Source organism: Pseudomonas sp. ME-P-057 (assembly GCF_030208975.1).
Taxonomy (GTDB): domain Bacteria; phylum Pseudomonadota; class Gammaproteobacteria; order Pseudomonadales; family Pseudomonadaceae; genus Aquipseudomonas; species Aquipseudomonas lutea.
Genome location: NZ_JARVSX010000038.1, coordinates 1 through 21,496, shown reverse-complemented (window position 1 = coordinate 21,496; position 21,496 = coordinate 1). Strand labels below are relative to the sequence as shown.

The window sequence follows — 21,496 nt, the reverse complement described above, 5'->3', positions numbered from 1 at the left end:
AAGTGGAGTGCGTACCTCTGTGGGACCGGCTTTAGCCGGGAATACGTCGGGTGTTACACCGCAAATATGAGGGTGTCCGCGCTGGCCTTTTCCCGGCTGAAGCCGGTCCCACAGACGGCAGGCATGCATAACCCTGCGAAGTGGAGTGCGTACCTCTGTGGGACCGGCTTTAGCCGGGAATACATCGGGGGTTACACCGCAAATATGAGGGCGTCCGCACTGGCCTCTTCCCGGCTGAAGCCGGTCCCACGCATGGCAGGCATGCATAACCCTGCGAAATGGAGTGCGTACCCCTGTGGGACCGGCTTTAGCCGGGAATACATCGGGTGTTACACCGCAAATATGAGGGCGTCCGCACTGGCCTCTTCCCGGCTGAAGCCGGTCCCACGCATGGCAGGCATGCATAACCCTGCGAAATGGAGTGCGTACCACTGTGGGACCGGCTTTAGCCGGGAAAGCGTCTGGTGTTACACCGCAAAAAGGAGGGTGTCCGCACTGGCCCCTTCCCAGCTGAAGCCGGTCCCACTCATGGCAGGTATGCACATGTCCATAAAAAACGGCGCCCTTTGGGGCGCCGTTTTGCATGACTCAGCGATTGCCACCGCCGGGGCCGCCATGTCCGCCCCGACCAAACCCGCCATCCTGACGGAAGTTGCCGCCCGAGCCGCCCGGACGTCCTGGCCGCGGTCCGCCGCCCCCGCCGCCGGGATTGCCGTGCCATCCGCCGCCGGGGCCGGGACCATTACCGCCGCCGGGCCTTGGCCCCTGGGGTGGAGGGCGATAGCCAGAGCCTCCTCCGTGATACCCACCGCCGTTATAACCCCCCCCACCGTGGTAGCCACCACCTCCCCCATTCCAGTTGCCGCCGCCATAGCCAGGGCGACCGCCGTAGCCGGGACGTCCCCCGCCGTAGCCAGGCCCGTAGTAACGCGGCGGCGGCGCGTAATAGCGTGGCGCCGAATAATAACGGGGTGCGGAGTAGTAGCGAGGAGCCGAGTAGTACACCCCGGAGCCGTAATAGGCGGGCGCCACCGGACGGTAACTGTCGTAAACGTAGCTGCTGCTATAGCCAGTGCTGTAGATCGGCTGCGTGTACGTTTCTGATTCGTAGTAGCCTCCGTAACAACCTGCAAGGGACAGTGTCATCAAAACGGTAAGCAAGAGTCTTCGATACATGGCGGCCTCCCGGACCGCGGTAGAGCTCGAACCAGCGGCGCTGGTCGGCGTTCCCGAAACTGCCGAGAACGTAAGCTCAGACTGCAAAAAGGGCAACTGGTGCCCTTCCTGCCGACTAATCAGACGAAGCGCATCACCGTCCTGAGAATAGTTAGCCGTAGAACAAAGTTACAATCAAACAGTAATTATTTATTTGTATTCCACAAATGCGCAAGCATCTTTGCTCTTGTCGCTACATGTGAACTGGACCAGACCGAATGGACCCTCTTCGCGTTTCCACGCAGCAATGTTTTCCAGCTTCACAGTGATGTCAGTCGGTTGACCGGGACGATAGCGCAGATCGACGCGATCTCCGTTTGCACTGACATAAGCGCATTTACTAAGTACTCCGACCGTTTTGGTACTACCGTCGCCGGCGTAGAAAACTGCGTTGTCAAACGCTGTGAGAGCGGCAGGTCGGGCAGCGGATATAACGCCCAGCCACTCTCCACCGTTTGTGTTGGTGGGCGCAGTGTAGACGCCACCCTGATGGCGAACATCAGCAGGCAAAGGGCATGCCTCAAAGCTGGTTGCCATTGCATTGCCTGAGAGAGCAACCAGAAAAACAGAACAAACTAATTTGACGTTCATAAGCGGGCATCCTGATGATTTTAAAGTTCCAATAAACCCAGTCTTTTAAAACTGTTTTCATATCACTCGCCGGGTCGACTCAAATCTTATCGGCACCTCAAACTTAAACAACGGGCAAACTTGTAGGACTCTTCCGATATTAAAATCGAAAACGCGCTACACATTTGGTCACGATTTATCTCCAGAAACGCACCGTTATCGATCACGACGCACCAAGCCAAGGCGTGCCCGGCGCTGCAGAGTCCTACTGTTGGCGTGGAGAGAGGCTAAACAAGCGGGCGACAGCAACTTGGCACAACTCTCGCTTGGTAGACCGTGTGCAAGAGTTATCTCAGGTACGCGGCACCACAATTTGCAATAGCCGACTAGGGTTCCGGCTCGCTGAAGCGAGTGGCTGGTCCGAGAGTTGGCGACCTCCAGTAGAGGTTACACGGCGGGATAAAAGCCCGGGAGACAGGACACCAGTGGTGTCGCCGTGCTCCTGACCGCCCTTTTCGCTACTGGAGATACCCATGCAAACATCCCGTCTGTTCAGCTTGCTTACCGCAGGCGTCTTCGCAGCATTGAGCCTGTCGGCCACCGCTGCCCCGAAAAAAGACTTCGACGTCTGCTGGACCATTTATGCCGGCTGGATGCCATGGGAATACGCAGGGACCCAAGGCATCGTCGACAAGTGGGCCAAGAAGTACGGCATCAACATCAAGGTCACCCAGCTCAACGATTACGTCGAATCGATCAATCAATACACCGCAGGCCAATTCGATGGCTGCACCATGACCAACATGGACGCCCTCACCATCCCCGCAGCCGGCGGCGTCGAAAGCACTGCGCTGGTGGTCAGCGACTTCTCCAATGGCAACGACGGCATCGTGCTCAAGGGTGACGGCAAAAAAGTCGCGGATCTCAAAGGCATGGACGTCAATCTGGTTGAGCTGTCGGTGTCGCATTACCTGCTGGCACGCGCGCTGGATTCGGTGGACCTGACCGAGAAAGATTTGAAAGTCGTCAACACCTCCGATGCCGATATCGCCGCCGCTTTCAATACCAGTGAAGTCAAAGCCGTCACCACCTGGAACCCAATGCTGTCCGAGATCAAGGCCAAACCGGGTGTCACGGAAGTCTTCGATTCCAGCAAGATCCCCGGCGAAATCATGGACATGATGGTGATCAATACCCAGACCCTGAAAGACAATCCGGCGCTCGGCAAGGCCCTGACCGGAGCGTGGTTCGAAGTGGTGGCCTTGATGAACGCCAAAAACGCCGAATCCAAAGCGGCTCTGGAGCACATGGCCCAGGCGTCGGGCACCGATCTGGCCGGTTTTCAGTCGCAACTGAACACCACCAAGCTGTTCGCCACGCCGCAAGAGGCGCTCGAGTTCGCCACCAGCAAGCAACTGCCGATGACCATGCGCAAGGTCGCTGACTTCTCCTTCGACCACGGCCTGCTTGGCGAAGGAGCCAAAGACGCCAGCGCGGTCGGCATGACCTTCGCCAACAGCGTGACCGAAGGTGACAAAGCCAACCTGAAGCTGCATTTCGACCCGAGCTACGTGCAGATGGCTGCCGACGGCAAGTTGTAAAACCAAAGGTCTTTGTTATGCGCCTGATAAACCGCCGCCCGGATCGCGCCAGTCGATTGATTCTGGTGCTTCTGCCGTTTGCCCTGCTGCTGTTTGCCTACTTCACAGGCTCGGCAACACGGCTGACGGAAAACCCCAACGACAAGCTGCTGCCCAGCGCCGTGCAAATGACCGATGCGATCAAGCGCGTGGCGTTCGTGCCGGATCAACGCACTGGCGAGTACATCCTCTGGCAGGACACCGGCGCCAGCCTGAAGCGACTGGCCATCGGCCTTGCGATAAGCGCGGCGGTCGGGCTGTGTCTGGGCATTGCCTCTGGGGTATTGCCGTTGTTCAGCGCGCCGCTGTCGCCGCTGCTGACGGTGCTGTCGATGGTTCCGCCGCTGGCGATTCTGCCCATCCTGTTCATCGTCTTCGGCCTGGGCGAGCTGTCGAAGGTCATGCTGATCGTTATCGGCATCACGCCGGTCCTGGCCCGGGACCTGGAGCAGCGCGCCCGGGAAATTCCGGTCGAGCTGCTGATCAAGGCGCAGACCCTGGGCGCCTCGACCTGGACGCTGATCCTGCGGGTGGTGTTGCCGCAACTGCTGCCGCGCCTGTTGATCTCGCTGCGGCTGGTGCTGGGTTCGGCGTGGCTGTTTCTGATTGCAGCCGAGGCCATCGCGTCCACCGATGGTCTGGGTTACCGGATTTTCCTGGTGCGACGCTACTTGGCCATGGACATGATCCTGCCCTACGTGGTGTGGATCACCCTCCTCGCCTGGTTGATGGACTGGGGCCTGAAAGCGCTCACCCGCAAGGCTTTCCCGTGGTACGAGGGGGCACGCGCATGAGCTTTATTTCGGTCAAGAATGTCTGGCAGCAATACGGCGATCAGGTCGTGCTCGAAGGGCTGAACCTGAGCATCGCCGAAGGCGAATTCTGCACGCTGGTGGGCGCTTCGGGCTGCGGCAAATCCACTTTCCTGCGCCTGCTGCTGGGCCAGGAAGTGGCAAGCAAAGGCACGATTTTGCTCGACGGTACACCGCTGGCGAAGGAGCCGGATGCCACTCGGGGCGTGGTCTTTCAGCGCTATTCGGTGTTCCCGCACTTGTCGGTGCTGGACAACGTGGCGCTGGGCCTTGAACTGCCGCGCTCGGCGTGGCTCGGGCGGCTGTTCGGCGCCGCCAAGAAGGACGCACGGGAGCAGGCGGCGGCGTTGCTGCACAAAGTCGGTCTCGGCCATGCGCTGGATAAATACCCCTCCCAGCTGTCCGGCGGCATGCAGCAACGCCTGGCCATTGCCCAGGCATTGATCATGAAACCCCGGATTCTGCTGCTGGATGAACCCTTCGGCGCACTCGATCCGGGCATCCGCAAAGACATGCACGCGTTGCTGCTGGAGCTGTGGCGCGAGACGAAGCTGACGGTGTTCATGGTCACTCACGACCTGTCCGAAGGCTTCAACCTCGGCACACGCCTTCTGGTGTTCGACAAGGTTCGAGTCGACCCGCACGCCCCCGGCGCCTATGGCGCGCGCATCACGTATGACATCCCCCTGAACAGCGATCGCCGCGCCGCACGCGTGGCCATCGATTCGCTGAAAACGGCTTGAAGGACAACTCCCATGACCGATTCATCTCTGCTGTTTCCCGTGTTCGCTGAGGAGGTTTTGCCCGGCGGCGGCCACCTGTCGTTCGTGCTCAAGCGCGGCGAACTGTTGCGCCTGACCGACCTGAACGGTAACGCCAACATCAGCCTGACGATGTTCAACGCCCATGAAAAAACCGAACGGCTGAACCTCCCCGACAGCCTCAAATGCCAACACACCGCCAAGCTCACGGCGGGCCATTGCCTGTATTCGGACATGGGCCGCGTCTTGGCTGCGATCACGGCCGACACCTGCGGCTGGAGCGACAGCATCGGCGGCGTGCTGTGCGCCGAAGAGGTCACCGAGAAATACGGCCAGGGCCGCTATCAGGAACTGCGCAACGGCTTCTTTCGCAACGGTGCGGACAACCTGCTGGTGGAGATGGGCAAATGGGGCCTGGGCCTTTCCGATCTGCTCATGACGCTGAACCTGTTCAGCCGCGTCAACGTCGACGATCACGGCGCACTGGCCTTCGTCCCGGGCAACTCCAAATCCGGCGACACCATCGAGCTCTACGCGCCGATGGACACGCTGATCGTGATGACCGCCCTGCAACACCCCATGGACCCCAACCCTGAATACGCGCCGCAGCCGGTCAAGCTGAGCTGGATGAAGGCCGACCCCAGCGTTGCCGAGCACTGCCGCACCTCCCGGGAAGAAAACGTTCGCGGGTTCATCAACACCGATCGCCTGTTTGCCTGAGGAGGCCTGTATGACCCACACCACGACCTCTGCCCCTGCTTCCATTACGTACATCGCGGCCGGCGAGCCTTCGGTGACCGAACTCAAAGCCGGGCAAACCCTGCGACTGCTGGATCTGGAGGGCAATCAGGCGGTGGACACGCTGTTTTACAGCCTGGCCAACCCGCGTGAACGTTACGACGTGCAGCGCACGTTGCGTCGACAGAACAACGTGTACCTGAGCAAGGGCAGCGTTCTCTATTCCAACCTTGGCAAACCGATGCTGACCATCGTCGAAGACACCTGTGGCCGCCACGACACCCTCGGCGGCGCCTGCGCCCAAGAGAGCAATACGGTGCGTTACGCGCTTGAGAAGCGCCACATGCACAGCTGCCGCGACAACTACCTGCGCGCCTGCATTCACGACGGCCGACTCGGCAAGCGTGACATCAGCCCCAACATCAACTTCTTCATGAACGTGCCCGTTACCGCGGACGGCGGGCTGACCTTTGAAGACGGGATCTCAGGCGCCGGCAAATACGTCGAACTGCGCGCCGAGATGGACGTGATTGTGCTGATTTCCAATTGCCCGCAACTGAATAACCCGTGCAACGGCTACAACCCGACCCCGGCCGAGCTGCTGGTCTGGGACTGACCGCTGACCGCGTGCTCGAGACTTCGGCGCGGGGGACGGCCTTCGCGCAACATGTACAACAGCGGGACGGCCCGCTACCCGATAGGGCTCAATGATTCACGCCCTGGGGTCAATGCCATGTTCGACAAACTGCTGATCGCCAACCGCGGCGCCATCGCCTGCCGCATCCTTCGCACGCTGCGTGATTTGCACGTTGGCAGTGTCGCGGTATACGCCGAAGCGGACGCCGCCAGTCTGCACCTCGTTCACGCCGATGAAGCCCACAGCCTGGGCGACGGCGGCGCCGCCGGGACCTATCTCGCGGTAGACAAGATCCTCGCCGTTGCCCAAGCCACGGGCGCCAAAGCCATCCACCCGGGTTATGGTTTTCTGTCTGAAAACGCAGCCTTCGCTCAAGCCTGTGAAGACGCCGGCATCGCCTTCGTCGGCCCGACGCCGGAGCAGTTGCGGGTCTTCGGCCTTAAGCACACCGCCCGCGCGCTGGCCAGACAGCATGGCGTGCCGATGCTAGAAGGCACCGAACTGCTGGACCATGTTGACGCCGCGCTGAGCGCTGCCGCCGTCATCGGTTACCCGGTCATGCTGAAAAGCACAGCGGGCGGCGGCGGCATCGGCATGCGTGTGTGTCGCAACGCCGGTGAACTGGGCGAATCGTTCGAGGCCGTCAAGCGTCTGGGCCAGAACAACTTCAGCGACGCCGGCGTGTTCATCGAGAAATACATTCAGCGCGCCCGCCATCTTGAAGTGCAGGTATTTGGCGATGGGCATGGCGAGGTGATCGCCCTCGGCGTGCGCGACTGCTCGGTGCAGCGGCGCAATCAGAAAGTCCTCGAAGAAACACCCGCGCCGAACCTGCCCGCCGGCATGGCCGATGAGCTGTGCAGCGCAGCCATCAAACTGGCCAAAGCGGTCAACTACCGCAGCGCAGGGACCGTTGAGTTCGTCTTCGACAGTGACGATCAGCGCTTCTATTTTCTGGAGGTGAATACCCGTCTTCAGGTCGAGCACGGCGTCACCGAGCAAGTGTGGGGCGTGGACCTGGTGAGTTGGATGATTCAACTCGCTGCCGGGGAGCTGCCACCGCTGAACGCGCTCGTTGCCGGCCTGAAACCTCGAGGACATGCCATTCAGGCGCGGCTGTACGCCGAAGACCCGGGCCGGGATTTTCAGCCCAGCCCGGGCTTGCTGACCTCGGTGACCTTCCCCGCCGCGGATGGCCAAAACCTGCGCATCGATACCTGGGTCGAAGCGGGCTGTGAGATCCCGGCGTTCTTCGACCCGATGATCGCCAAGGTCATCAGTTGGGCGCCGGATCGGGCATCGGCAAGCGAGGGACTGGCCCAAGCCTTGGGCGAGACGCGTCTTTACGGCATCGAGACCAATCGAGATTACTTGCGTCAGATCATCGCCGACGAGCCGTTCGCCAGTGGCCAGCCATGGACGCGCTGCCTGGAGGGCCTCGTCTACCGCGCCGATACGCTCGAAGTGCTGAGCGGCGGCACCCAGACCACCGTGCAGGATTATCCGGGGCGTCTGGGTTACTGGGCCGTGGGCGTGCCGCCGTCCGGCCCGATGGACAGCCGCTCGCTGCGCCTGGGCAACGAACTGCTGGGCAATCCCGAGGGCTGCGCCGCACTGGAAATCACCATGAGCGGTCCGACGCTGCGGTTCAACACCGATGCAGTCATCGCCGTCACCGGTGCGGTCATTCCGTTGACTCTGGACGGCCAGGCGCAACCGATGAATCAGGCGCTGTTCGTGCCTGCCGGATCGACACTGAACCTGGGCACCATCGCGGGCGCAGGCGCGCGCAGCTACCTGTGTGTGCGTGGCGGGCTTGATGTGCCTGATTATCTGGGCAGCAAAAGTACTTTCACGCTGGGCCAATTTGGCGGACATGGCGGGCGGGCACTGCGCGCAGGCGATGTGCTGCATGTCGCGCCGTTGAAGGAGCGCACTGCAGGCGCACGGTTGGCGCCAGCGCTCATCGCCGAGCTGGGTGCAGTCCGTGATATCCGGGTGATCTATGGGCCACACGGCGCCCCGGAGTATTTCACCGAGGGCTACATCGAGACCTTCTTCGAGACGAACTGGGAGGTCCATTTCAACTCCAGCCGAACGGGCGTCCGACTGATCGGGCCAAAACCGCAGTGGGTGCGAGCCGATGGCGGTGAGGCGGGCCTGCACCCCTCGAACATCCATGACAACCCGTATGCCATCGGCGCGGTGGATTTCACCGGGGACATGCCGGTCATCCTCGGCCCCGATGGCCCGAGCCTGGGCGGGTTCGTCTGTCCGGTGACCATTATCGAAGCGGATCTGTGGCAGCTAGGGCAGCTCAAGGCCGGCGATAAAGTGCGGTTTCATCCGGTGAGCGTCATTGAGGCGCGAGAGGCGTTCTGTAGGAGCGCGCTTGCCCGCAAAGAGGCCGGTACATCCGATGAATATGTAGCGCCTGAGCCATCGCATTCGCGGGCAAGCGCGCTCCTACAATCACCCATCGTTCTTGATATAGGTGAAAACGACACCCGCCTCGTCGCTCGTCTTTCAGGGGACACCCACCTGCTGCTCGAAATCGGCGCGCCGGAGCTGGACCTTGTATTGCGTTTCCGGGGCCATGCGTTGATGCAGGCGCTCGAAGGCAAGCAGCTCGCAGGCGTGATCGACCTGACCCCTGGCATCCGCTCACTGCAAGTGCATTACCAGCCCGAGCAATTGCCGTTGAACACGCTGCTTGAGGTGGTCGCCGGTGAGTGGGATGGGGTCTGTGCCAGCAAGAATCTGCAGGTGCCGTCGCGCATCGTTCATCTGCCGTTGTCCTGGGATGACCCGGCCTGCCAACTGGCCATCGAAAAGTACATGACCACCGTGCGCAAAGACGCGCCATGGTGCCCGAGCAACCTTGAATTCATCCGCCGCATCAACGACCTGCCAAACCTTGATGAGGTACACCGCACAGTGTTTGAAGCCCGGTATCTGGTCATGGGCCTGGGCGACGTGTACCTCGGCGCGCCGGTTGCCACGCCGCTCGATCCGCGTCATCGCCTGGTCACCACCAAATACAATCCGGCACGCACCTGGACCGCCGAGAACTCGGTCGGCATCGGCGGCGCTTACATGTGCGTCTACGGCATGGAAGGCCCGGGTGGCTACCAGTTTGTTGGCCGCACATTGCAAATGTGGAATCGCTACCGTGCGGTGGCGGCGTTTGACGGCAAGCCGTGGTTGCTGCGCTTTTTTGACCAGATCCGTTTTTACCCGGTCAGCGCGGACGATCTGCTGAACATTCGCCGTGATTTTCCGTTGGGCCGATACCCGTTGCAGATCGAGCACAGCACACTTGATCTCACCGAATACCAGGCGTTTCTGGCAACTGAGGAACAGAGCATCGCGGCCTTCCGTAGCCAACAGCAGCGTGCGTTCAACGCCGAACGCGAGCGCTGGATTGCCAACGGCCAGGCCTCTTTCGAAAGCGATGAGGGCGTGGCTGAATCCAGCGAAGAAGCCCCGTTGCTTGAAGGTCAGACCAGTATCGACAGCCACATCGCCGGCAACCTGTGGCAGGTGCAGGTCAGCGTCGGTCAACGTGTGGCCGCAGGAGACACGCTGGTGATCCTGGAGTCGATGAAGATGGAGATTCCGATCCTGGCCCCCCATGCCGGGATTATCACCGACGTGCATGTGCAGCCGGGTTCAGCGGTGCGCGCAGGCCAGCGGGTGGTGGTGCTGGAAAACGACGGCTGACGCTCTCGCAGGAGATGGCGCTTAAACACATTGCGCAGGTGCATGCGCCATAGATAGATACCACCCTTGAAACCCGGCATCGCGCCATAGTGGTCAACCTTCCACATGGCGCGATACTGATGAACGACCGCAACCCTTCGCGCCTTCCGGGTGCCCTTGACCTACGTTCCAACGACGATCCATTTCAGGCTCGCGCTTTAAGCGTTTCGCCCTTCGACGATCACATCGCTTTGCCTCGCGCCGCTGACGCGCTGGGCGAGCCGGCTGTGAACGAACCGTCCCTGCTCAATCACAACGCACTGAGACGCCAGGCGACAAGCCCGGTGGCCAGGTTGCTCTACGGTTCGGTGTGGGTGCTGAAAGCCTGGCAGCTTGACCTAGAGTTTCCGCCCGCGGTCGGTAGCCATCTGGACCAGAGATTGAGCGAAACGCTTACCGCACGGTTCGGCCATGTGCTCGACATCGACGCGTCGCACATCCATTTCAGCACCGACCTGGAGCCCGCGGTGGAGACGGACGGCCGGGAGTGCTTCGAGCAGCGGCTGTCACTGCGCAGTCTGGGCCGGGAAATACTGAACCCGCCTGCGTTTCTGGCACTACGGCGCTGCGCCGAACCGGACCGCGCAGTGTCGCCACAGGCGCCAGGGCTGACCATCACCCACTTCTTCACGTTGCTGATTGAGGCCCGATGGGTGCAGGAATATGAGCAGATGCAGCACACGTTTTGGCTGCGTCATGGCGCGACGTGGGAAATGCTCGCCAAGCTGACGTTTCTTGAGGGGCTGGAGCGTTTGCACTCGCGCAAACGCCTCAACCGGGAGGGTTACAGGCTGGCACTGGACGCGATGGGGCTCGCACACTTTCCGCAAGCCCTGGCCGAGCTTCAGTCCGGCCAGCCCCGGCGTGTAGTCGTGCGCTGCCTGACGCTGGACGGCGTGATCATCCCGGGCATTTTCCATCTGAGATCCAGCACTACTGGGCATTGTTACCTCCACCTGCCTGGCCCCCATTCGCAGTGCCATGAATACATCAGCGACGACGCCCCGTGGCGGCCGGAACAGCTCCTGACCGCGCTCAACGCGTCCAGCTGGCATCGGCTGCACCTGAACCTGAGCACTGCACCCGGCAGCCTCGCGCTGGGTGAGCCGACCACTGACGTGTTTGCGCAACTGCGACTCGCGCAGGCAGATTTTTCAGTCAGGCGCATCACGGAGGATTCGGGCTTCGAGCTGACCCATGAGCGCTTCGATGACCGCTTTGATGGCCGCATCGATGACGATCACGCGTTGCTCATCGAACCGGCGATGGCGGTGATCAGCATGCTGGATCACTGGCAAGGCCACGAGCCATTTCCCGGGCGGATACCCACACCGCAGCGAGTGGCTGATCGGCTCATGGGCAAGTGGCTCAAGCAAAACGGTCTGCGTACGCCTGCGCAAGACGTGTTCATCCGCTACGTGCCAGGCCCTGCGACAAGGCCGTGGGGCAACCCGCGAATTGCTGCTGCCAATGTGATGCACATCCCTGACGGCCAGCCAACCAGCTTGAGCCAGGCGTTGATGAGCAACTTCAGGGCGACGCACCCTCGCGGTTACGAGGATGACGGCCGCTGGGTCGTTTACGCTGACCCAGACGGTCAGGGTCAGGCGTCAGTGGATGGCGAACTGGAAGTCAGCGCGGTCAGCGCCGAGACCTACATCGCCAGCATCGACTTTCTCGACGTCATGAAGTGCAAGCTCGACCAATTCTGGCACCAGCAACGTGCTGCCATCGAGCGATCGCTATGGTCGACCTTCGTCAGCCAGGCGCTGATCAGCTTGAAGCGTGGCGAAATCTGCCAGGACGATTTCGGTCGAATCGTCAGCGCCATGGAGCAGGTGCAGCAGGTAGGCGCGCCAGGCACTACGCGGTGGACCGCCTTGGGCTTCTACCTGGGGACTGGACTGCCTTTCAGTTCGGAATGCCCCGCCTGCGCAGGTTTGCTGCTGTTGAATGACACCGGACGCGACGGAGGTGTGCTCTATCAGGCCGGTCAGCAGCAACCGTTCGTGCCGTTCAGGGATCGCGAGCATCTGGTCAGTCATCTGGTACGGGCCGCCGCTGACCCGCATTGGCGCGAAGCCCTGATCAACTATGTCCCCAACCGTCTGCGCGCAAAGCTCGGTCACATTCTCGAAGTGTGGGGCGGCGTTCAGCCCCCGGCTTCGGCCGTTTCGATTTTGCGCCCCTGGGCGGATTGTCTTTACCGACCGAACCTTCACGCGGCGCAGCAGCACCTTTTTTGCGAACAGGAGGTGCCTGGTTCTCCTGTCGCATTCATGTGGCAGACACTGTGGCGCAACAGCCAGACCGATGCAGAAGACAGCATCGTGACCGACCGTGAGCTGGCCATCAGTGCCTGGACCCAGCACGCCAACCGCCTGCAATTACTGCTGGCGCCATTGGCGCTGCTGCGTACAGCGGCTGGGGTCACGGCGCTGACAGTCAGCGCCGCCAGCATCGCTTTGAATGTCCAGGCAGCTGGTTTACCGGGTGACCGGGAGCGGGAACGTCGCAACCTCACCTTTGCAATTCTGTCGTTGGGTTTGTTGCAAATGGGCCCGGCCACGCCGCGATTGTTGAGAGCCTTCAACCTGCTCCGCTCGCCCGCTCGAACACTGGGACGGTCCGTGCCATCCGTACCGCTGCGTGATTTCGGATCCTGGCTTCGTCGGACCACGCATCAGCGCAAAACGATAATAAAGCCTTTCTTCAACGGCACCGGACTGATGAAGACCTGGAGCGTACCGGGCAACGCGATGTTCAACACCTCGGCGGTGCAAGCGTGGAAACTGGGGCGCAAGTTTCTGTTGTGGACATCGGACCGGGCCCAGGCCCGAACGCTGGTGGTCAGCAGCCACGGCTATTACCTGCCCTGGACACGCACGACGGCGATCCCCAATGGCACGGAACTGCGAACCTACGCCCCTCATGGTCATGAATTGGTGGACCCAATGCTGCACAGGATCGCGAGCCAGTCCGTCCGGCCTTACGCGACGCTCGACGGCACCCAGACGCTGGCCGCCCCCGGAGTGGGCCCCTTTTCCGGCCTGCTTGCCCGGGACACGCTGATAGCGGGAACAACGCTGCAAGGGCATATCAAAAACTACTCACTGGCGAAGTTTCAGAGCGAACGCTACGAAAGTTACCGGGATATCAGCCAGATCGTACGCAACAGCCATCAACCGCCACTTCAGTCGCCTCTGGCACCGGCGCCTATGGACGTGTTGACCGTTCGCAATCGCTTCGGCGTTGCCAATCCGACTCTGCAAGACTTGTTCGGTGAACTGAGTCGACACGGCATCCATTACGACAGGATCCTGCTCGTCCACTGCCGCTGCCCTGCGGTTGGCTCATTGCTGGGTCGCTCTCCGTCGTTTGTTGCGCCGCAGGGCCAGGCACCTGTCACGCCCTGACGCCTCGCAAGGCAGATGCTCGTGGCGCAGGTGAATGCGGCACGCTAGCATTGGCGGGCTGATGTTCGCGTCGAACCATGACTGGACGAAAATGAAAGCGCTGCCGGCCGCCAAGCGATGCGGTCATTCCCTGATGCATCCCAATGACTATTTTATGAACACTTCGCCCATCGATCCGAACACCTGCCCCGTCTGCGGCGCGAGCAATCGCTGTACCCTGGCCAACCCCCGCACCGTCGGTCAGGCGTGCTGGTGCTTTACGGCTGCAATCGACCCCGCAGCCCTGGAGGCATTGCCCGAAGAGGCACGCGGTCAGGCATGCCTTTGCCCCCAGTGTGCAGGCGTGGACGCCGCGAGTCGCAATGCGTCTTGACCGTTTCCTCGGCAACCAGACGAACCTCAACCGCAACGACGTGCGTTTGATGCTCCTCGCGGGCCGCGTGTCCGTTGATGGCTCGCCGATCAAAGAGCCGATGCATGATGTACGGATTTTCAGTCAGGTGCGTGTGGATGACAAAATCCTTCAGCACGGTAAGCCGGCCCGGTACTGGATGCTGCACAAACCCCAAGGCTGCGTCAGTGCAACCACCGACCCGCAGCACCCCACCGTGCTTGATCTGCTCGACGCGCCTGACAAACACGATCTGCACATTGCCGGTCGTCTGGACTTCAATACCTCAGGGTTGATGCTCCTCACCAATGACGGCCAGTGGTCGCGGCGTCTTACCCAGCCGACCAACAAGCTGGCGAAGGTGTATTACGTCGAGACCGAGGCGCCTATTGATGCGGGCTATGTTGATAAATTCGCTGAAGGGTTTTACTTCGCCTTTGAGGACCTGACCACTCAACCGGCTGAACTGACTGTTCTCGACAGTCATCGTGCCCGGTTAAGCATCGTCGAGGGGCGTTACCATCAGGTCAAACGCATGTTCGGGTTTTTCAACAACAAGGTGACTCGGCTGCATCGCGAGAGCATGGGGCCACTCGTACTCGATCCGATGCTGGCGCCTGGCGAATCCCGAACGCTGAGCGCCGACGAAATTGGCATGATCTGAAACTTGGCCGGCTGCGGCTGAGCGCAAGCCAGCGCCGAAAGGTCTGCGTGTTCGCGGCAGGCGCATCAGCGGCGATGGCGATGGCGATGGGTGTACAGGAAGGAGTGGCGCACCGTGCAGATAATCGCTCGGCGGGGGCAGTGATGGCTGTCTTGGGCGAGAACCCTGGAACAGATGTGAAGCTTTTTGCTGCGGCGGCATTTAACGCTTCAATTAACAGGCTGCATCTGGTACAAAGTCAGCCGCCTAAAGGCGTCAAGCCAAAAGCGGGTATAGTTTAGTGGTAAAACGAAAGCTTCCCAAGCTTTAGTTGAGGGTTCGATTCCCTCTACCCGCTCCATCTCCCCCAGTGTTTCCGGGCATCTGCGCCCCCTCCTGCGTATAACGCGCAATGCCTGTCTCATGTTGTTCAGGTCAAATCATCCCTACTCTCCCTCATAAACGACACCGCTCCCGCCCCCTTTTTGCTGAAATTCGCGCCGAAGATTTCGCGCAAGCTGCCGATACAGAGACCAGTCCATCCAACTTCTACATCGACAGACGAAATCTCAAGGCACACACGATCATGCAACACATACCCCTCGTACCCTTCACATCCATCGGCTGCGCTGAATGTCGAAATCTGGAAGCGCTGGGATTCGACTTCACCATGGCGTTCCAGCCTATATTCAACGTCACCACCGGCGCGCCCTTCGCCTACGAGGCACTGGTGCGAGGCGTCAACGGCGAGTCTGCCGGGTTCATTCTGGGTCAGGTCAACGACGGCAACCGTTACCGTTTTGACCAGGCTTGCCGGGTCAGGGCCATCGAGCTGGCTGCCCAGCTTGGCCTCCCCGCAATTGCGGACTGCAAACTGAGTATTAACTTCCTACCCAAAGCGGTGTATCGCGCCGAGACCTGTATTCGGGCAACGCTGGAGGCGTCACGCACGTTTGATTTTCCGGTGGACCGACTCATGTTCGAGGTCACCGAAGGTGAGCGTGTGGAGGATCCGCAGCATCTCAAATCCATTTTCGAGGAATACGCGCGGCAAGGCTTTACCACTGCTGTCGATGATTTCGGCTCAGGGTATTCCGGCCTCAATATGCTCGCGATGTTTCAGCCCCATGTGCTGAAGATCGACATGGCGCTCACTCGAAACATTGGCGAGGATGCCGTGCGTCGCGCGATCGTTGAGGGGATCATGCTGCTGTCGAAGCGACTGGGTATCACTGTGATTGCCGAGGGCATCGAGACCTGCGAAGAGCGCGACGCCTTGCTGGATCTGGGCGTCGAGTTGATGCAAGGCTACCTGTTCGCCAGGCCGATGATTGGGCAACTTCAGCCAATGCCGTTGGAGCTGATACGTCGTCCGGACGTTGTGCGGGTGGCGTGATTCACCGAGGCAGCGCCCAAGTAGCGTGAAGCGGCCGCGAAGTCACGGCACAAAAAAGCCCGGAATGCTCCGGGCTCTTCTGAAGGGCTATTTCTAACGGAATAGTGCTTAAGCCGCGATGCCTGGCGCCGCCATGGACTTCTTGTACTCGGCCTTCATGGCTTCCATTTGCGCACCGATTTCCTCCAGCTTTTCCTTGCCAAGCAGTTTTTCCGCTTGCGGGAACATCTCTTCCTCTTCTTCTTCGATGTGGTGTTCCAGCAACTCTTTTACTACCTTCACCCGACCGGAGAATTCCGGGGTGGCTGGGTCAGTCTGCTTCAAGTCAGGCAGGACCAGTGCGTCGACGGTGCGGTGCTCTTCCTTGGCTTCGTAGTACATGATGTCCTGTTCTTTACCGCCTGCTTCTTTGAACGCTGGATAAAGAATCTCTTCTTCGATCTTGGTATGGATGGTGATTTCCATTTCCAGCTTGGCGAGCAAATCAGTACGCTTTTTCACACCGCGCTCGGTGGACTCGCTCAACTGAGTCAGGATGGCTTTCACACGCTCGTGGTCGGCTTTCAGAAGTTCGATGGCGTTCATGATGTTTCCTCTTGATCACGGTAGGCGAGTCGATCTAGGTGTCGACCCTGCAGGTTCATCATAGGAATTGCATCGAGCGTGCCGAAGCGGCAGAAAAAATAACTAGTTTTAAATCAGATAGTTATGTGCAGCACAATGCAGCCATGTCGTGCAGACTGCATGAATGTTCGCAAACGGATAGTGCAGATCAACAGGTACTTGCCGCTCCAGAGGCCTTGTGATGCATCAAGGCCCCTGCAACGGTTAAACGGATGGGCCGGAGCAAGCTAATGAGCTGGCTGGTCGGTGTTCAACGCCGTTCGTTCTTTACGGGCCGGCAGTGAGGCCGCGTAGGCCATGGCCTCTTCTCGGGTCTCGAACGACCCCAGCCGGTCGCTGTGGGTGCATACCCGCCAGGGGCCATTATTCACGTTGATCACATCGTAGCCATTGAAGTGCGTCTTGCTGAGCATTGCGCTGTGCATGGTCACCTCCCCTCATTCAAGAGAGTGTTGTGGGTTGTCCGATAAAACCTTACACCCAACACTCACTCTATAAACGTTACCGAGACCAATGGCGCGCGGCTCTGAATGGTGCAACGGCGGGGATATCGCGTTGACAACGCCCAGCCGGGTTTCTATAAGACCCCTCCGTTCTGGCGTCTGGTCAGTACCTGCTCACCTGAAAGCGAAGCGAGATGATGGAATTCACGGATTTTGATGCCGAACTGGCGGACTGGAACACCCTGCAGGCCGCTAACCCCTATCCGGGGCTGCTGCTGGGCAACGGTGCCAGTCTTGCCGTGTGGAAGAATTTTGCCTACGACTCATTGTTCGAGCTGGCGCAGACCACGCGCAACAAACCCCTGAGCGCAACTGAACTCGCGCTGTTCAAGTCGATGGAGACGGAGAACTTCGAGCCCGTGCTCAGCGGGTTGAAAGTCGCCATGCGAGTCAATGCTGCGCTGACCATTGGCTCCTCATCTCCGCGCAACCGCTACTTTGCAATCAAGGAAGCGCTGATTCACGGGATCCGTTCGGCACACATCCCTTGGCGATTGATGGAAGCCTCCAGCATCGCGAGGATCAGCGAAGCGCTGAGCCAGTACCAGACGGTCTATTCCACCAATTACGATCTGCTGGCCTACTGGGCTGCCATGCACGGCGCTCAACCGTTTGATGATTTGTTCGACGACGATGCGGTGTTCAACCTGCACCGCACCGAGAGCCATGCGACGCGCATTCTGTACCTGCACGGCGGCATGCATTTGGTGAAAAACTTTGACGGCACGGCGCGCAAGCTGATGTCCTCGGAGAGCACGCTGCTGGGCAGCTTCGCCATTAATGCGCTGGAGGATGTACCGCTGTTCGTCTGTGAAGGGCGCAGCGAAGACAAGATGAAGATCATCCGCGGTTCGGATTATCTATCGTTTTGCCACACCCAGCTTGCGCAGCATGAAGGCGCGCTGTGCATGTTCGGCCACTCTCTGGGCAAGCAGGATCGACATATCCTGAACGCCGTGCTGCAAGCCCGTCCCGAACGCGTCGCCATTTCAATCCTGCCGCGCAGCGACGCGTTCATTCAGCACCAGAAACGCCGCTACAGCGAATTGTTCGAGGGACAGAACATCGAGCTGACGTTCTTCAACGCCTCAACTCACCCGCTGGGCGATCCGAAGCTGGCGGTGCCAGTGGCCAGGTTGAAGGAAGCGCTGGAATTGAAACGCTGAAGATCGACGAGGCGGCGGTCCAATAGGGGCGTTGTGTTGACGAGGCCGCCGCTTCCAATCTTCCCAGCCCCGGCGATTACTCGTTACCTTCCGACAACGCCCCGACCACAACGGCGCCCCCTTGCGCATGCTTGACGCTGGTCGCCACCGACTCGGTCGTCAAGCGCATATCGCTGAGCGCGGCCAGGCGGTCACTGCTGGTGGTGTGCACGACACTGCCCGACCATTGCGCCGCGACGGTCGCCATCCAGGCAAAAAGGAACACCACGACACCTTGCAAGGCCCATTTTCCGATATCCGACATGATGCTTCTCCTGGCTGAATTCGACGGCACCAATTTGACCTTCAAACTGTTGCAGCAACATTGCATTCAACTTCTGCACCAACATGAAGAGGGAATTTGGTCGCGGCAGGAAAATCCTCGAAAACGGCATTTCCCCCACTGCCCCCTTCCCGGCTAAAGCCGGTCCCACTGAGTGCACACAGTCGGAATGTGGGACCGGCTTTAGCCGGGAAGAGGCCGGTTTGAGCGCCGCACAGTCTTGGTACGAAGTGTACGGATGATTCCGAGCGCATCTGTAAAGGATCAGTGCGCGGATTCTGTGGCTGAATATGCCTGCGTTTCGCACAACAAGAACAAGGCACGACCCTTATGTCCTCTCGTGAAAATACCGGCATGCTCCTCGGACTGATCGGTGTGGTGATCTTCAGCCTGACTCTGCCCATGACGCGCATCGTGGTGCAGGAAATCCACCCTTTGCTCAACGGCCTTGGCCGCGCCCTGTTCGCTGCGGTGCCAGCGGCGGCGTTGCTGCTCTGGCGACGGGAGCGGTGGCCGAGCCGCGCGCAGTTCAAGGCACTGATGGTCGTCGCGCTCGGGGTGATTGTCGGCTTTCCGGTGCTCTCGGCCTGGGCGATGAAAACCCTGCCCGCCTCCCACGGCGCACTGGTCAACGGTTTGCAACCATTGCTGGTCGCCATCTACGCCGCATGGCTGTCTCACGAACGCCCATCCAAAGCCTTTTGGGCGTGCGCGGCCATGGGCAGTGTTCTGGTGCTGGGTTACGCGTTGATCAGCGGCGCGGGCAACTTGCAGGCCGGCGATCTTTTGATGGTGGGCGCAGTGGCGATTGGCGGGCTGGGTTATGCCGAAGGTGGGCGCCTCGCGAAGGAGATGGGCGGCTGGCAGGTCATTTGCTGGGCACTGGTCATTTCAATCCCGGTGTTGATCGTGCCCGTCGCTTATCTGGCATGGCAGCATCAGGGGCCGATTTCCGCAGGTACATGGTGGGCCTTCGGCTACGTATCGCTGTTTTCGCAATTCATCGGCTTCTTCGCCTGGTATGCGGGACTTGCCATGGGCGGCATCGCCAGGGTGAGCCAGATCCAGCTGGTTCAGCTGTTTTTCACCATGGCCTTCTCGGCGCTGTTTTTCGGAGAGCACATAGACCCGACGACCTGGATCTTCGCTGCGGGTGTCGTGGTCACACTGGCCATCGGGCGCAAAACGGCTGTGATTGCGCCCAAGCCCGTTGCCGCTGCGAGAATCTAACCCAGCAGGCCATCAGCCTGGAGCAAGCGCTCCAGGCACTGCTCCTGAATCCCGTAAAACACCTTGAGCTCCTGAATCTTCGCCAGCAGCTCGGCAGGGTCAGTCGCCGTGGCGCGTTTGACCGCCAGAATCATTTTGTTCTTGTTGGTGTGTTCCAGAGAAATGAACTCAAAGACCTTGGTCTCGTAGCCGCACGCTTCCAGCAGCAAGGCGCGCAAGGCATCGGTGACCATCTCGGCCTGCTGCCCCATGTGCAGACCGTATTGCAGCATCGGCTTGAGCAACGTTGGGCTCTGGATCTGCAGGCGTATCTGCTTGTGACAGCACGGCGAACACATGATGATCGAGGCGCCCGAACGGATGCCCGTGTGAATCGCGTAGTCGGTGGCGATGTCGCAGGCGTGCAAGGCGATCATCACGTCCAACTGGCTGGGCGCTACCGAACGCACGTCGCCACATTTGAACACCAGCCCCGGATGCTCCAGTCGGGTGGCGGCGTTGTTGCAGAGCGTGACCATGTCCTCGCGCAGTTCGACACCGGTGACGTTGCCTTCAACCTGAAGGGTGTTGCGCAGGTAATCGTGAATGGCAAACGTGAGGTAGCCCTTGCCCGAGCCGAAATCCGCGACAGTGACCGGCGTATCCAGCTTGATCGGCGACGTCGCCAGTGCGTGCGAGAACACCTCGATGAATTTGTTGATCTGTTTCCACTTGCGTGACATCGCCGGGATCAACTCATGCTGCTTGTTCGTCACCCCCAGGTCAGTTAGAAACGGCCGGTTCAGCTCCAGATAGCGCTTCTTCTCCCGGTCATGCTCGGCAGTCGGGGCTTCGCGCTGCTGCTGAGCCTTGTTGCGAAACAGCGTGCTCTTGCCCTTCTTGCTGAACTCCAGCTGCACTTCGTCGGTGAGCGACAGCAGATGGGCATTTTTGAAGGATTCCGGCAGCAGACTGGCGATCAGCGCCTGCGCTTCGGCGAGGGGGTGATTCTTGGTGATGTCGCGGGTCTTGTAGCGATAGACGAAGGACAGGCAGGGCTGATCCTTCACGGTGACGGGCTTGATGATGATCCGCTGCAGCTCCGCTTCGCTACCCACGTATTTGGCGAGCACCAGTTTGATCAGCGAATTTTGCGTCAGGCAGGTGTCGAGCAAGCTCAAAAACTGAGCGCAGTGATCCTGAGCAGGAACGGCGGCAGGTGCGGTAGCGGACATCGGAAAGCGCCTCGGGAGCGAAAATGCGAGGCGCTATTTTAGGCGGGTCGTTGTGCGATGGTGGAATTTATTGGATCAACCGACCTGCGGCGCATTTCTGCTGCGCTGGCACACCGCTTGCGCTCAGCCACGCAGCCTCCTTGTAGGAGCCGGCTTGCTGGCGAACGCGTCTGTACAGACACCGCAGCATTGACTGCCCAACCGGGTTCGCCAGCAAGCCGGCTCCTACGGAGGACTGTAACGCCAGAGATCTACGGAGGACCGTACCGCCACAGAGCTCAGCCCAATACCACCAGACGGTTCGGCAATTCGTTGCGCGCTTCGGTCACGGGCACTCCCCCTGTAGGAGCCGGCTTGCTGGCGAACGTGTCCGTTCAGACACCGCAGCATTGGCTGCCCAAACGGGTTCGCCAGCAAGCCGGCTCCTACGGAGGACTGTAACGCCAGAGATATACG

Annotated in this window: 18 protein-coding genes, 1 tRNA gene and 1 riboswitch; of the genes, 13 read left to right on the top strand and 6 right to left on the bottom strand. The window is 60.2% G+C overall.

The genetic code is table 11. The features are described 5' to 3' along the window. Positions 1-588 precede the first annotated feature (588 nt). Together QRN48_RS19630 and QRN48_RS19625 are read right to left on the bottom strand one after the other, a co-directional pair. Entirely contained in the window at positions 589-1,176 is a 588-nt protein-coding gene (locus QRN48_RS19630) for a hypothetical protein (protein ID WP_285352578.1), read from the bottom strand. 189 nt (positions 1,177-1,365) lie between these two features. Beyond that, positions 1,366-1,806: a DUF3757 domain-containing protein gene (locus QRN48_RS19625; RefSeq protein ID WP_285352576.1), complete on the bottom strand. Its 441-nt coding sequence runs from the start codon at positions 1,804-1,806 to the stop codon at positions 1,366-1,368. Positions 1,807-2,160: 354 nt separating this feature from the next. After that, positions 2,161-2,261, top strand: a riboswitch (guanidine-I (ykkC/yxkD leader). A gap of 57 nt (positions 2,262-2,318) precedes the next feature. Between QRN48_RS19625 and QRN48_RS19620 the strand changes: the two genes are divergently transcribed. The 11 genes from QRN48_RS19620 (at position 2,319) to QRN48_RS19570 (ending at position 15,981) form a co-directional block, all read left to right on the top strand. Continuing rightward, positions 2,319-3,386 carry a putative urea ABC transporter substrate-binding protein gene (locus tag QRN48_RS19620; RefSeq protein WP_191943034.1) on the top strand — a complete coding sequence of 356 codons (1,068 nt, stop codon included), beginning with the start codon at positions 2,319-2,321 and terminating at the stop codon, positions 3,384-3,386. Positions 3,387-3,403: 17 nt separating this feature from the next. After that, positions 3,404-4,219 carry an ABC transporter permease gene (locus QRN48_RS19615; protein WP_037014401.1) on the top strand — a complete coding sequence of 272 codons (816 nt, stop codon included), beginning with the start codon at positions 3,404-3,406 and terminating at the stop codon, positions 4,217-4,219. After that, positions 4,216-4,980, top strand: coding sequence for an ABC transporter ATP-binding protein (locus QRN48_RS19610; RefSeq protein WP_285352572.1), 765 nt, complete (start codon positions 4,216-4,218; stop codon positions 4,978-4,980). The genes QRN48_RS19615 and QRN48_RS19610 overlap by 4 nt, the downstream gene beginning before the upstream one ends. 12 nt (positions 4,981-4,992) lie before the next feature. Next, positions 4,993-5,718 (top strand): urea amidolyase associated protein UAAP1, encoded by a 726-nt coding sequence (locus QRN48_RS19605; protein ID WP_191943032.1) that lies wholly within the window; start codon positions 4,993-4,995, stop codon positions 5,716-5,718. Positions 5,719-5,728: 10 nt separating this feature from the next. Then, on the top strand, positions 5,729-6,352 hold the full coding sequence (locus QRN48_RS19600) for an urea amidolyase associated protein UAAP2 (protein ID WP_285352570.1): 624 nt from the start codon (positions 5,729-5,731) through the stop codon (positions 6,350-6,352). A gap of 117 nt (positions 6,353-6,469) precedes the next feature. Then, positions 6,470-10,096 (top strand): urea carboxylase, encoded by a 3,627-nt coding sequence (gene uca / locus QRN48_RS19595; RefSeq protein WP_285352568.1) that lies wholly within the window; start codon positions 6,470-6,472, stop codon positions 10,094-10,096. A 119-nt stretch (positions 10,097-10,215) separates the two neighbouring features. Then, positions 10,216-13,551: a dermonecrotic toxin domain-containing protein gene (locus QRN48_RS19590; protein ID WP_285352566.1), complete on the top strand. Its 3,336-nt coding sequence runs from the start codon at positions 10,216-10,218 to the stop codon at positions 13,549-13,551. 154 nt (positions 13,552-13,705) lie between these two features. Next, a complete protein-coding gene (locus tag QRN48_RS19585) occupies positions 13,706-13,924 on the top strand; it encodes a cysteine-rich CWC family protein (protein ID WP_191943111.1) in 219 nt (72 codons plus the stop codon). Beyond that, a complete protein-coding gene (locus QRN48_RS19580) occupies positions 13,914-14,606 on the top strand; it encodes a pseudouridine synthase (protein ID WP_191943028.1) in 693 nt (230 codons plus the stop codon). The genes QRN48_RS19585 and QRN48_RS19580 overlap by 11 nt, the downstream gene beginning before the upstream one ends. Before the next feature lie 266 nt (positions 14,607-14,872). Beyond that, positions 14,873-14,946, top strand: a tRNA-Gly gene (locus QRN48_RS19575). A 225-nt stretch (positions 14,947-15,171) separates the two neighbouring features. Then, entirely contained in the window at positions 15,172-15,981 is an 810-nt protein-coding gene (locus QRN48_RS19570; protein WP_285352560.1) for an EAL domain-containing protein, read from the top strand. A gap of 108 nt (positions 15,982-16,089) precedes the next feature. On the opposite strand, the gene QRN48_RS19565 is transcribed toward QRN48_RS19570, so the two are convergent. After that, positions 16,090-16,566, bottom strand: a complete 477-nt coding sequence (locus tag QRN48_RS19565; protein WP_191943026.1) for a PA2171 family ribosome-binding persister protein — start codon at positions 16,564-16,566, stop codon at positions 16,090-16,092. A gap of 266 nt (positions 16,567-16,832) precedes the next feature. Further along, positions 16,833-17,030, bottom strand: coding sequence for an SPOR domain-containing protein (locus QRN48_RS19560; RefSeq protein ID WP_285352558.1), 198 nt, complete (start codon positions 17,028-17,030; stop codon positions 16,833-16,835). Positions 17,031-17,245: 215 nt separating this feature from the next. Between QRN48_RS19560 and QRN48_RS19555 the strand changes: the two genes are divergently transcribed. Further along, complete coding sequence (locus QRN48_RS19555) at positions 17,246-18,274, top strand: DUF4917 family protein (protein ID WP_285352945.1); 1,029 nt, start codon at positions 17,246-17,248, stop codon at positions 18,272-18,274. Positions 18,275-18,350: 76 nt separating this feature from the next. Here the strand turns inward: QRN48_RS19555 and QRN48_RS19550 are convergent, their stop codons facing one another. Continuing rightward, on the bottom strand, positions 18,351-18,578 hold the full coding sequence (locus tag QRN48_RS19550) for a hypothetical protein (protein WP_285352556.1): 228 nt from the start codon (positions 18,576-18,578) through the stop codon (positions 18,351-18,353). Positions 18,579-18,926: 348 nt separating this feature from the next. On the opposite strand from QRN48_RS19550, the gene QRN48_RS19545 reads away from it, so the two are divergent. After that, positions 18,927-19,826 (top strand): DMT family transporter, encoded by a 900-nt coding sequence (locus tag QRN48_RS19545; RefSeq protein ID WP_037014432.1) that lies wholly within the window; start codon positions 18,927-18,929, stop codon positions 19,824-19,826. Here QRN48_RS19545 and QRN48_RS19540 read toward each other — a convergent pair. Then, positions 19,823-21,040: a class I SAM-dependent methyltransferase gene (locus QRN48_RS19540; protein WP_285352553.1), complete on the bottom strand. Its 1,218-nt coding sequence runs from the start codon at positions 21,038-21,040 to the stop codon at positions 19,823-19,825. The two genes, QRN48_RS19545 and QRN48_RS19540, sit on opposite strands and share 4 nt — an antisense overlap. Positions 21,041-21,496 lie beyond the last annotated feature (456 nt).

Bases quoted from the DNA above. Each gene is read 5' to 3' on its own strand.
- QRN48_RS19610 (WP_285352572.1), top strand. From the start codon at position 4,216: ATGAGCTTTATTTCGGTCAAGAATGTCTGGCAGCAATACGGCGATCAG.
- QRN48_RS19630 (WP_285352578.1), bottom strand. From the start codon at position 1,176: ATGTATCGAAGACTCTTGCTTACCGTTTTGATGACACTGTCCCTTGCA.
- QRN48_RS19615 (WP_037014401.1), top strand. From the start codon at position 3,404: ATGCGCCTGATAAACCGCCGCCCGGATCGCGCCAGTCGATTGATTCTG.
- QRN48_RS19620 (WP_191943034.1), top strand. From the start codon at position 2,319: ATGCAAACATCCCGTCTGTTCAGCTTGCTTACCGCAGGCGTCTTCGCA.
- QRN48_RS19540 (WP_285352553.1), bottom strand. From the start codon at position 21,040: ATGTCCGCTACCGCACCTGCCGCCGTTCCTGCTCAGGATCACTGCGCT.
- QRN48_RS19600 (WP_285352570.1), top strand. From the start codon at position 5,729: ATGACCCACACCACGACCTCTGCCCCTGCTTCCATTACGTACATCGCG.
- QRN48_RS19580 (WP_191943028.1), top strand. From the start codon at position 13,914: ATGCGTCTTGACCGTTTCCTCGGCAACCAGACGAACCTCAACCGCAAC.
- QRN48_RS19545 (WP_037014432.1), top strand. From the start codon at position 18,927: ATGTCCTCTCGTGAAAATACCGGCATGCTCCTCGGACTGATCGGTGTG.
- QRN48_RS19570 (WP_285352560.1), top strand. From the start codon at position 15,172: ATGCAACACATACCCCTCGTACCCTTCACATCCATCGGCTGCGCTGAA.
- uca (WP_285352568.1), top strand. From the start codon at position 6,470: ATGTTCGACAAACTGCTGATCGCCAACCGCGGCGCCATCGCCTGCCGC.
- QRN48_RS19585 (WP_191943111.1), top strand. From the start codon at position 13,706: ATGAACACTTCGCCCATCGATCCGAACACCTGCCCCGTCTGCGGCGCG.
- QRN48_RS19555 (WP_285352945.1), top strand. From the start codon at position 17,246: ATGGAATTCACGGATTTTGATGCCGAACTGGCGGACTGGAACACCCTG.
- QRN48_RS19605 (WP_191943032.1), top strand. From the start codon at position 4,993: ATGACCGATTCATCTCTGCTGTTTCCCGTGTTCGCTGAGGAGGTTTTG.
- QRN48_RS19590 (WP_285352566.1), top strand. From the start codon at position 10,216: ATGAACGACCGCAACCCTTCGCGCCTTCCGGGTGCCCTTGACCTACGT.
- QRN48_RS19560 (WP_285352558.1), bottom strand. From the start codon at position 17,030: ATGCACAGCGCAATGCTCAGCAAGACGCACTTCAATGGCTACGATGTG.
- QRN48_RS19565 (WP_191943026.1), bottom strand. From the start codon at position 16,566: ATGAACGCCATCGAACTTCTGAAAGCCGACCACGAGCGTGTGAAAGCC.
- QRN48_RS19625 (WP_285352576.1), bottom strand. From the start codon at position 1,806: ATGAACGTCAAATTAGTTTGTTCTGTTTTTCTGGTTGCTCTCTCAGGC.
- QRN48_RS19550 (WP_285352556.1), bottom strand. From the start codon at position 18,578: ATGTCGGATATCGGAAAATGGGCCTTGCAAGGTGTCGTGGTGTTCCTT.